General features: G+C 33.0%; 7 protein-coding genes. All 7 read right to left on the reverse strand.

The window, feature by feature from the left end; genetic code table 11:
• Positions 1 to 174 precede the first annotated feature (174 nt).
• From MKX41_RS22100 to rfbA, 7 genes are read right to left on the reverse strand one after another with little or no spacing between them, the layout of a single operon-like run.
• Positions 175 to 1,158 (reverse strand): glycosyltransferase family 2 protein, encoded by a 984-nt coding sequence (locus tag MKX41_RS22100; protein ID WP_340973096.1) that lies wholly within the window; start codon positions 1,156 to 1,158, stop codon positions 175 to 177.
• A 3-nt stretch (positions 1,159 to 1,161) separates the two neighbouring features.
• Positions 1,162 to 2,100: an NAD-dependent epimerase/dehydratase family protein gene (locus MKX41_RS22105; RefSeq protein WP_340973098.1), complete on the reverse strand. Its 939-nt coding sequence runs from the start codon at positions 2,098 to 2,100 to the stop codon at positions 1,162 to 1,164.
• 51 nt (positions 2,101 to 2,151) lie between these two features.
• A complete protein-coding gene (locus MKX41_RS22110) occupies positions 2,152 to 5,958 on the reverse strand; it encodes a glycosyltransferase (RefSeq protein ID WP_340973100.1) in 3,807 nt (1,268 codons plus the stop codon).
• A 21-nt stretch (positions 5,959 to 5,979) separates the two neighbouring features.
• Positions 5,980 to 7,461, reverse strand: coding sequence for a class I SAM-dependent methyltransferase (locus tag MKX41_RS22115; RefSeq protein WP_340973102.1), 1,482 nt, complete (start codon positions 7,459 to 7,461; stop codon positions 5,980 to 5,982).
• Positions 7,462 to 7,463: 2 nt separating this feature from the next.
• On the reverse strand, positions 7,464 to 8,681 hold the full coding sequence (locus tag MKX41_RS22120) for an ABC transporter ATP-binding protein (protein WP_340973104.1): 1,218 nt from the start codon (positions 8,679 to 8,681) through the stop codon (positions 7,464 to 7,466).
• Positions 8,682 to 8,695: 14 nt separating this feature from the next.
• On the reverse strand, positions 8,696 to 10,075 hold the full coding sequence (locus tag MKX41_RS22125; RefSeq protein ID WP_340973106.1) for an ABC transporter permease: 1,380 nt from the start codon (positions 10,073 to 10,075) through the stop codon (positions 8,696 to 8,698).
• A gap of 34 nt (positions 10,076 to 10,109) precedes the next feature.
• Positions 10,110 to 10,982: a glucose-1-phosphate thymidylyltransferase RfbA gene (rfbA, locus tag MKX41_RS22130; RefSeq protein WP_340973108.1), complete on the reverse strand. Its 873-nt coding sequence runs from the start codon at positions 10,980 to 10,982 to the stop codon at positions 10,110 to 10,112.
• Positions 10,983 to 11,029: the final 47 nt, after the last annotated feature.

The raw sequence follows: 11,029 nt of genomic DNA on the forward strand, positions 1-11,029 counted from the left end.
AGTGAGAGCTTAGATTTAAGAAAATAACCTGTATTCTCGCTATATCTACTACATTGGATTATTAAAAAATGAAAATAAAGTTTAGCTACAGTTTAGTCGGTAGTATTAATAATAATTATGTTACATCGCAGGCGTAAAACTCCCACCTCAACTGAGAGGGAGTTTTCACTCGAATCATGTAACCCTTTTTACTATTTTACAAATTTTAAAAAATCCATAAATAAATCCTTTTGAAATAAGCCAACCCTGAATTTCAAAGTAATTAAAACAATGTCTAAACTCGAATTTTCTTTTGTTAATCAATCTTCTCTTTTCAAATCCTTCTTTAATTCCATCTATATATTCGTTTTGAAAACCTATTTTTTTATAAAATCGATATTTAAATATATGTCCTATAATTAAGAAAGGAGCATTTAAAAGCAGCTGAATCCCTAACATATTTTTATAGAGCAAGTACACATTATTTCTAGCGGATAATCTTACCTTCACAGAGTTGTATCCATTTCCAGTTGTAGCACTGCCTATGTGATAAATAATCGAATCCGCACAAAATAAATTATCATAACCTTCTATACGAGCTCTATAACCAATGTCTACATCCTCTAAATAAGCAAAAAAATGCTCATCGAAATATCCTATTTTATCAAAAGCTTCACGTCTATATATTGCCGCACCCGCACAAGAAGTGAAAATATGCCTATTATTTTGATATCTGCTAATATTGCTACCATGTCCCTCTTGATATGCCCATCCAAAAAGAGTAAGCGCATCACCCGCATTATCGATGAGATTATTAGCATGAAATTGGAGCATCTTACTTGAACAAGAGAAAGCATTTTCATTACTTTCAATACAAGTAAGAAGATTTTCAAGCCACGTCTCAGTTAAAAGAGTATCATTGTTTAATAAGGCAACATATTTACCTTTACTATTTAGAATCCCCTGATTTACCGCTGCGCTGAATCCTTTATTCTCTCCTAGTAATAAGCAAATAATATTCGGCATTATATCACGAGCGATCTTAACACTATTATCAGTAGAACCATTATCCACCAATATAGTCTCATAATCCTGATATGATTGTTTTTTTAAAGTAGTAAGACAGTCAATTAAATATTTCTCGCCATTATAATTAGGAATAACGATGGATACATTCATAATTTATTCCCTTAAAAACTTGTCGCGTTCAGACAACAGTTTTCTTATTCCCTGATCAACATTAATTTTGGACTCGAATCTCAGATATTCTTTAGCTCTCCTTGGATCAAGTACATTCCGCTTTACATCAATATCTCTCATGCTTTTGTAATCCACATGTGCTTTTACGTTAGTTATCATCTCAATCTGTTTGATTATCTCTAAAATGCTTGTACCAATTCCTGTCCCCACGTTAAAAATCGGTTTAACACTATGTTCTGTATGAATATATTCCACAGTAGACATAATTGCTTCAATCACATCTGATATTTCAATGTAATCTCTTACCGTTGATCCATCGCCCCAGACGGTAATAGTATTACCAGTTAAGATGGTATCTAAAAACACTGAAATAGCGCCAATCTTCTTCTCTGGATCTTGTCCAGGACCATACGGATTAGCTACACGCAAAATAATATTATTCATATCATAAAGTTGATTATACATTAATAGGATTTTTTCAATTGTAAGTTTCATTATTCCATAATGATTCAAAGGGTGAGAATTACTATCTTCATTTAGAAGATCCACTTCATTAAAATCTCCATAAACAGTTCCCCCCGAGGACAAGAAAATCACTTTTTTTATCCCCTTCCTCTTCACTGCTTCAAGCAACGCTAAGGTTTTTATAACATCATTCTTATAGGAGTCTGATATATTTAGCATGGAAGAGTAAGGAGATACCGTACTTATCAGATGTATAACAACATCTTGGTTCTCCAATAAATTATCAAAGCGTTCTTCCGTCAAAAAATCCCCTTCTATTGCATTGAATTCAACATCAGGTAAACTTTTATCGGTGATGTGTCGATCGTACACAGTAACATTATAATTACTTTCACACATTTTTTTTGTTAGATGCGCTCCAATAAATCCAGCACCGCCCAATATAAAAACATTCATAAGTTAAACAACCCTTTCGTTGGTTTCCCTTTCTATATAAAAAGGAAAAAATCAGAACAATCTAAAGTACGCAGACGCAAAATTGCTCATTTTAAATTGTTCGAATAATAACTTCGTATTTTTTCCATACTCAGAATATTGCTCTAAATCAGTAACCATCACTCGCATTGCATCTGTAAGTTCTTGAACTTCAACTTCTCTTTCCTTGTTAAGTTCAAGAATAATACCAGCATATTTATTCTGGTTTTCAGAGTATAACATCTTTGGAATTTCGCCAATATTAGTAGATATTACAGGTTTATCATAAGCTAGATATTCGATAATAGAATTCGGAAGACTTTCAGATATAAAGTAACTCGGAAGGATTGCCACATCAAATACTTTTACCCATCCGATCCATTCAGATGGTTTCTTCAAGTCCATGATAAAATGAATGTATTTATAATCTTTATATTTCTCTCTCATATCATCTGCATATTGGCCATGTCCTACTAAAATTAAATGAGCCTTTTTTTCAAGTTCTTTGTTTAAGTTGATGATAGCTTTAATGCTCTCTTCCCAACCCTTTTCTTTTATTGCACGAGAAACTAGACCAAAAACGAAATCATCTTTACCAATACCAAGTTCCGTCTTATCTTTCAAACCGATATTTTGTAGTTGGTATCCATAGTAAACGTTGTGTAGCTTATTTATATTATTCACAGTAACTGATTCAAACACTTTTTTGTTTTTGTTAGTTGCATAAATAATACTAGTTGCTCGATCAAGGACAGGTTTAACCATGGCTAAAAAGTCATTATCCCAATCAGGATTTTCTATTAATGCCTCATAGCATCCGTGCATAGCCAACACCCAATTAATATTTTGATTTCCTTGAATTGCCTGATAGGTAATTTTGTCGGACCACCAAATATGGCTATTTATAACCTCAATTTTCAGGTCATCAATATAGGATCTTAGTTCATCCGGGTTGCCATTACTATTTAGAACATTTACATTTCCAGAAATCATTCCTGACATCATAGAATCTTCTAACCAGGGCCTAGCATTATACACATATACCTCTTGAAAAGAGGCGAAAAAATTGGCTAATCTAACGACCAACATTTGTCCTCCACCCACCTCAAAATCAGGAGCAACAAATAGTATTCTTTTTTTGATGCGTAAATAATTAATAGAATTAACTTTCTTTCTAGCTTCATTTTCTAAGTTCAAGAACTTGTCAGCTAACACATCGTTTTTCAATATATTTTTACTTTCATAGCCTTTACATCCTAACCTTGCATATTCATTTGAAATATGTTGAAGAAATCTATCTACTATAAATCCCGGGATCTCAAAGTTCTCTAAAATAAATAATTTAATAGCTAACATTTCTTCAAATAATTCAAGTTTCTGCTCATTTCTACTTACAATGCTACTAGAGTGTCTTCTATGATAATTCAATATATCGGAAACATAAGAGATCTTCCCTATTTTTAGCGCATATAAATATGCTAACCAGTCTCCTCCAATTTTATAATCACGTAGCATTTCTTCCAGTCCCTCAAGTGCAGATGATCTGAATAATACAGCGCTAGCGTTAGGTATGGTATTCTTAATAGCCAATCCCTCGACTACTTCTTCTCTACCTTCAATGCAATAAGAAGAATCCCATTTAGTTATTGACAGATCCTTTGTATACTCAGAATAAACATAGCCAACTTTATTAGAGTTTCCATCTATAATTTCAGATTGGCAATATGCCAAGTTCACCTCGTCATCATCAAATGATGGGATTAACTTCTCCAACATATTACTTTCACATAAATCATCAGCTTCAGCAATCCATATCAGGTCTCCAGTAGCCTCTTTAATTCCTCTGATCCATTGACCAAAACAACCCACATTCACTTCATTTTTTATGATTTTATATGGAATATTAGATCTCTTAAGTATCTTCTCTGCCACTTGTACACTATTATCGGTAGACATATCGTCCAGAAAAATAATTTCTTTCGGTTTCACTGTTTGATAAATAATAGAGTTCAATCTATCTTCAATATAATCTTCATAGTTATAATTGGGGATAATTACGGAAACCTCGTTGCTAAATGTCTTCTCACCTTGTGTCATATGTAACAATTGGTCTACATAATCCGAAAAATTCAATTCTTTTTCGATTAATTCCAGCCCAAGCTGCTTTATACTTTCATATAACTGCTCATCGCTTAAAATCCTGTAAACCTCTGACGCAAAATCTTTAGTATTCAAGTATGGGGCTGGTCTAACTCCTAACCTTTTAATAAATTCCCCCATGCCGCCGTTCCCCTCAAAAGTAACTGTAGGCGTACCATTATCAATTGCCTCTAGTACAATAGAAGGAAACGGATCTTCCCGTGAAGGAAGTAAGAATAAGTCAGCTCCCTGTAAGATCGGGGAAAGATTAGTTTGAAAATCAATTTGGTGGATATATGAGTCTACCTTTAAGATTTCCGCATCATGTTTCATCCACTTTTCGAGTATTGGTTCAACTTGCCCAACCCATACAAAATGTAGTTTCTCTCCATTCCCCCCCACAATCATTTCTTTCGCTATAGAGAAGAAAATATCAAATCCTTTACGAAGATCACCGTATCCCCCGCCTAACAGAATAGTCGAATCTGATGCAATCTTCAAATTTTCACAAAGTTTCTTTTTTGCAGTCAGTTTATCCAAAGTACCTCTACGTTTGTTATATATACCTTGAGGTCTTATATGTACCTTTTTCTCATCTACTGGAAAACAATCTGCGAAAGAATCTCTAACAAAATTATTTGGAAAAACGACCTTGTCAGAATATTGAACAGCATATTTTGCGGCTTCTATAAAATCATACGTCTTTATAGATGTGGGTAATTCATGAACAAGTGAAATAACCTTTATACCATGTTCAAACATTAATTTAGTAAGTATATTTGAAACAACAGAGTTAGAGATACAAATGTTTATTCCCTTTTCTTTAATCTCAGTAATTATTTTGCTAACTTCTTCTTCATTCTCCAAGTAGGAAAGGGAATTCTGATTGAAATTTATTATGGTAGCATACTTGGAAAACTCACTAACAAGTGGACCGCCTTTTAGTAACAGAACGATAACATCCTTATTAAAAACCTTCTTTAACGTTTTTACAATGTTAAGAGATAGGATAGATGCCCCCGCATTTTGCGCATCATGAGAAACAAATAAAACAGTATTACTTTGTTTTAACGAGATTTCGCTTTTAAAATCCTGGCCGCTCACTTGAATATTATTGTAGCTATCCACGTTCTGATAAAGTTTACTCTTCGTTTTTTGAATAGCTTGCTTTATCCCGTTTTCCTTCAATTCTTTGAAGAATTTCGCTCTCAAATGTGGTTGTTTACTAACAACCCTTCGTAACTTAGCGGTATATTGCTTCAATTTTTTCGCCTTGTACTCAGGATTGGATATTTGAATTAGTTCCAACTGACCGAGAGTAAAAGACGATGTCTCTGCTATTTCCAACGTAATAATTTCTGCATCGAAATCGCACTTTAAGAAATAAACAATAGGAGTCCCATGAAATGTTCCTAAATGATACTTTTCATGCCTTTGATTATTGCCTTTCACATGTAATATAACTTCTCCAGTAGTCTCTAGATTTGAAATATTATATACTAATTTATAATACTTTTTACTGGTTTTAAGCTTGAAGTTAATAAATACGGAGTTATTATTTTCCGAAACTAATACTCCGTGCGTATTTACAGATGCATTTTCAACTTCAAACGAATTTAGCAGAGTCGTTTGCCTTAAAATATTTTTCTTGATATGATTTCGTTCGATAATATTCTGTACTAAATTTGTAGCTTCATTCAACTTTTATCACACCAATCTCGTTTATTTAATCATTCTAGCGATTAGTTTTCCTAGAATAGTTGAATATATTTTATTGAGTTCGTTATCTTTCAAATTCAATTCTTCAGTTTTCATATTCAATTCTTCAGTTATTTGTCTAACCTTCAATTCTTCTTGTTCCCTCAAGATTAATTCTTTGTCTGACCTTTCTTCTATACTCGATATTCTATGCAATAATTCATCTATGTTTTCTTTATTCTTTCTCAGGCCTTCTTCCATAGCATCTTCTAATTGTCTATTTTTTACCTTTAAGTTTGAAATATCTAATAAAAGATCTGTATTTTCTTTCTCTATTGTCTGTATTTTATATTCAAAATCTCTTTTCATATTCTCTTTTTCTTTCTTGCCTAATCCGGTAAGTTCGATAAGTTTTCCCAATAACCAATCCGGCTTACTAAATTCATAATCTATACAACTCAGTCTAACGATAATTCTACTTAATTCCATTTGGGGTGAATCAAAAAGAATTTGTGGGTCTTCATGAAGAAACAGGAAAGTATTCCCATCTGAAAAATCTGCATTATTACTATATTTGTCTATTATTAGTTGTTCCCTATTTTTATCAATACAAACGATTTCCTCTATAGTAATGATACAATTCACATTCAATGGATCAAATCGCAATCTTTCGATCCTCTCAAATCCTATTAAATCAAATTCATATTCTCGAGAAGAACCATTTGCTCTTATCGTTAAGCTTTGTTCTTCTGTGATACCATTACCGCAATCAATATATAATTGTGAATAATAGTAATCTCCCTTAGTTACAATATTCCTTCTTGTTACAGAATTTTCTTGCTGGGGTTGTAGTTCCATAACAAATTGGTATAGATCACATAAGGGTCTATTTTTAAGGAATTTGACAACACCATTTGGTAATCCATCAAAAAAATTACCCAATTCTGTTTCACCCACGCGTTTTATAATTGCATCTTCCCACTTAACCATTAAATTGCAGGTAGATATCATATTTAGTAAACTGGTATATGTGAAAAAACGTATATGAGTATCGTCAAGTAGACCCGTTTTTCTGTATTCAAATTTGTTGTGCAACAAATCAATAATGACACTATTATGGGCAATATTGGGTACTGAAATCAATAAAGAACCTCCTATTTCTAGAAGTTCTACGCATTTATTCATAACAATCTGAGGATTGTAGAGATGTTCTAATACATCAGCAAAAATAATGTGATCAAACTTCACATTTTCATACTGCTCCAACCATTTAAAATCTTCGATATTACCTATTACTACACCTTCAGCAAAAATTGAAGCTTTCTTTGCAGCAACTTCGTCTATCTCAACAATATAGACTTTACAATTCAGTTGTTCCTTTAAATACTTTGTCATTCTTCCAGCAGCAGGACCAAATTCTAATACTGTCGATCCTGGTCTGATTTTTTTTATAATAAGTGACAAAGAGTTTTTAGACGAGATATCCAAATCGAAATCATATTTCACTATTAATCACCATCCATTTTCCATTTATGCGGAAGAACACAAATACCTTCACCTATATACGCAGCTCTCACAAAAAATTCTTTAATTCTTGCTCTATAATCAATAGGTACATGAGCATTGTTTTCAAAAATTGCTACATCAAAATAATAGCTACCACCTAATAAATTAAATTCTTCATATTCCAAGTAAATTGTATTCATACCTTTTTTGTAAGAAATTTTTTCTTTATCTAATAAAGTATTAACACCGCAGACGTAGATATCATCGATAGTATGAATGGCTACCCCGATAACTATATCTAAATCATCAGTATTCATTTCAAAATCAATCTTCAAATTAAAATTGGAGTTATATTCGATTTCATCAATTTCCTTACCATTAGTATCAATAAGCTGAAACCCTTCAATAACACCGATCATATCATCATTCAGTTTTAATTTTCCTTTATTCCCCTCATCTTCATTAGACTTTGAAGATTTTTCGCCATATTTCAGATAATCGGTATAACGATCACATATTAAGTCGGTGTCACCCTGTGCTTCGATCCTTCCTGAATTCAACCAAATAGCTCTGTTGCAATAACGCTTTATACTATTTATATCATGAGAAACAAATAAAATAGTTTTGCCCTTATCTCGAAACTCACTAAACTTTTCCATACATTTTATTTGGAATTTCAGATCACCAACTGCCAACGCTTCATCAACTATCAATATTTCTGGATCTACATTTATAGCTACTGAGAAAGCTAACCTTGCGAACATACCGCTTGAATAGGCTTTAACTGGTTGATAAACAAAATCACCTATATCTGCAAATTCCAAGATACTATTTAATTTTGCATCCATTTCCTCTCGACCAAACCCCATCATCATACCGTTCAGGTATATATTTTCAATACCTGTATACTCCAAGTTAAATCCTGCACCAAGTTCTAATAATGCAGAGATTTTCCCATTAACATAAACCCCTCCAGAGGTAGGTGATGACACTCCAGTAATAATTTTTAGAATCGTGGACTTCCCAGATCCATTTTTCCCAATTATACCAACTACTTCACCTCTATAAATTTCCATGCTAACATCGTTAAGTGCATAGAAAGGGCGATGGTAAGTCATTTTCCGAATACTCAATGACTCCTTCAAACGATGTATAGGCTTCTCATAAAGCTTGTACACTTTTGTTATATTCTCAGCTCTAATAGCCAACTCTTTGCTCATATCCCTCACCTTTTCTAAAGCACATCTGCAAAATGTGGTTTCATTCTCTTCATAATTGTAATACCAATTAAGAACAATATTGATGTGAGTAACCAAAAATAAATGGATTGGTTATATCGCTCCCAAAACCAAACCTTATTAATTAGGGCGTCACGATATCCTTCGACAATATAATATACAGGATTCACTTTAAGTATCCAACGATAAGAAGCCGGAAGCATAGTGGAACTCCACAAAATAGGGGTTAACCACATTCCAAACTGTAATATCAAGCTAATAATCTGTCCTAAATCTTTAAAGAAAACTATGAGGGAACTCGAAATGAGCGATAAACTAAAGACAAAACAAATCGTACACAATGAGTAGTACACTACCTGAGTAGCGTACATTGAAGGATTAACACCATATAGCAAAAAGATAATAAAGGTCAAGATAACAAAAAACAAATGCACAAAGAAAGAAGATGTTATTTTCACCAAGGGGAGTAACCTAATTTGAAAAACTATTTTTTTCACTAAGTAACTGTACTCCATCAGACAATTTGTCGCGCTTCCCCAAGCCTCAGCAAAAAAGAACCACGGAACAATACCTGCCACTAGCCATAGTATAAAAGGAACACTGTGTACCGAACCTGATCTAAATCCAACTTCAAAAACAAACCAATATATTAAAACAGTAACGACCGGCTGTACGAATGCCCAAATCACACCTAGATATGAACCTGCATACTTTGTTTTAAAATCATTTACAGATAAAAAATAGAGCATTTTCTTATTCCGATACAACTCTTGAAACAAATACTTAATATCAAAACGTAATTTTACATACACCAAAAAAATAATAGTTGTGAATAACGCTATACCAAAAGCAATAAACTTCTGAATAATTTGATTATCTTCTATTATCTTTCCTTTTATCTCATTTGAAGGAACAAATTCAATGTAAGGATCTTCTCCTAAAACTGAGACAGACAAATCCCCCTGATAATATTTCAAGTTTTCTACTTGATGACTGTTTTTTAAATTAATGTCTTTCATGTTTATTTCATAAGAGTGTAAGGGTGAACTAATAGATATATTGCTTATAAATACATTTCCAGGTTTCGTACCTAAATCTAATCTTAATTTTTGCACATCATCATCTAAAGGGAACTTGAGTCGTTCAAACTCCCCTACTTTATTATAATTCGCAACTACCGACTGTTCCTCACTTAACTGCTCATTATTCTGCATAAAATACACTTGGAAATAATCTTCTTCTCCACCCTTTACAGTTAGATCCAATTCCATTTTGTTAGATGGTTGAATAAAAACCATGAAAAATGCGTAAAAAATAAATAGAGCTAATAGACCAACAATTCCGAATTTCGCAAGTTTTTTTTTATTAAATCTCACTATATAGTGCCCCTCTGCTAATTATATAACAATCTCAGACATTACCTTCCGCAACATCAATTAGGTATTTTCCATAATCAGTTTTCAAAAGAGGCTCCGCCAATGCAATTAACTGTTCTTTCCCAATATATTTCATGCGAAACGCTATTTCTTCAACACAAGATATATAAAGACCTTGTCTTTTCTGAATGGCCTCTACAAAATTTGAAGCTTGTAGTAAGGAGTCATGCGTTCCTGTATCTAGCCACGCCATACCCCTTCCCATTAGTTCAACCTTTAATTTATCCTGCTCCAGATATTTTTCAATTACAGAAGTTATCTCTAATTCCCCTCTTGCAGAAGGTTCGACATTGTGAGCGATCTGCACAACATCTTTGTCAAAAAAATAGAGTCCAGGAACTGCAAAATTCGACCTTGGGTTTTGTGGTTTTTCTTCAATTGAAATAACTCTCTTATCCTGATCAAACTCGACCACCCCGTATGCTTTAGGGTCGTTTACGTAACAGCCAAATATTAAGGCTCCATCTTCTAGTTTAGAGGACTCTTGCAATATCTTAGAGAAATTAAGACCATAAAAGATATTATCTCCTAACACAAGAGATACGGCATCACCATCAATAAAGTCTGCACCTAGAATAAATGCTTCTGCTAATCCATTGGGTTCACTTTGAACTTTATACATCAACTTCATTCCTAAGGCTGAACCATCTCCTAGTAAATTTTCAAAAAAAGGTAAGTCTCGAGGAGTCGATATAATTAAAACTTCTTTTATACCAGCTAACATCAAAACTGATAGCGGATAATAAATCATAGGTTTATCGTAAATTGGAAGCATCTGCTTTGATATAGCTCTTGTTAATGGATATAATCTAGTACCTGAACCACCTGCTAATATTATGCCTTTCAAAATTGATCGCCTCATTCATTAATTATTGTTAATATTCTTTAGGAATA

Origin of the sequence: Paenibacillus sp. FSL R5-0475 (assembly GCF_038004585.1) — a bacterium.
GTDB lineage: Bacteria > Bacillota > Bacilli > Paenibacillales > Paenibacillaceae > Paenibacillus_AQ.

Coding starts and splice junctions, on each gene's coding strand:
- MKX41_RS22100 (WP_340973096.1), bottom strand. CDS start 1,158: ATGAATGTATCCATCGTTATTCCTAATTATAATGGCGAGAAATATTTA.
- MKX41_RS22120 (WP_340973104.1), bottom strand. CDS start 8,681: ATGAGCAAAGAGTTGGCTATTAGAGCTGAGAATATAACAAAAGTGTAC.
- MKX41_RS22105 (WP_340973098.1), bottom strand. CDS start 2,100: ATGAATGTTTTTATATTGGGCGGTGCTGGATTTATTGGAGCGCATCTA.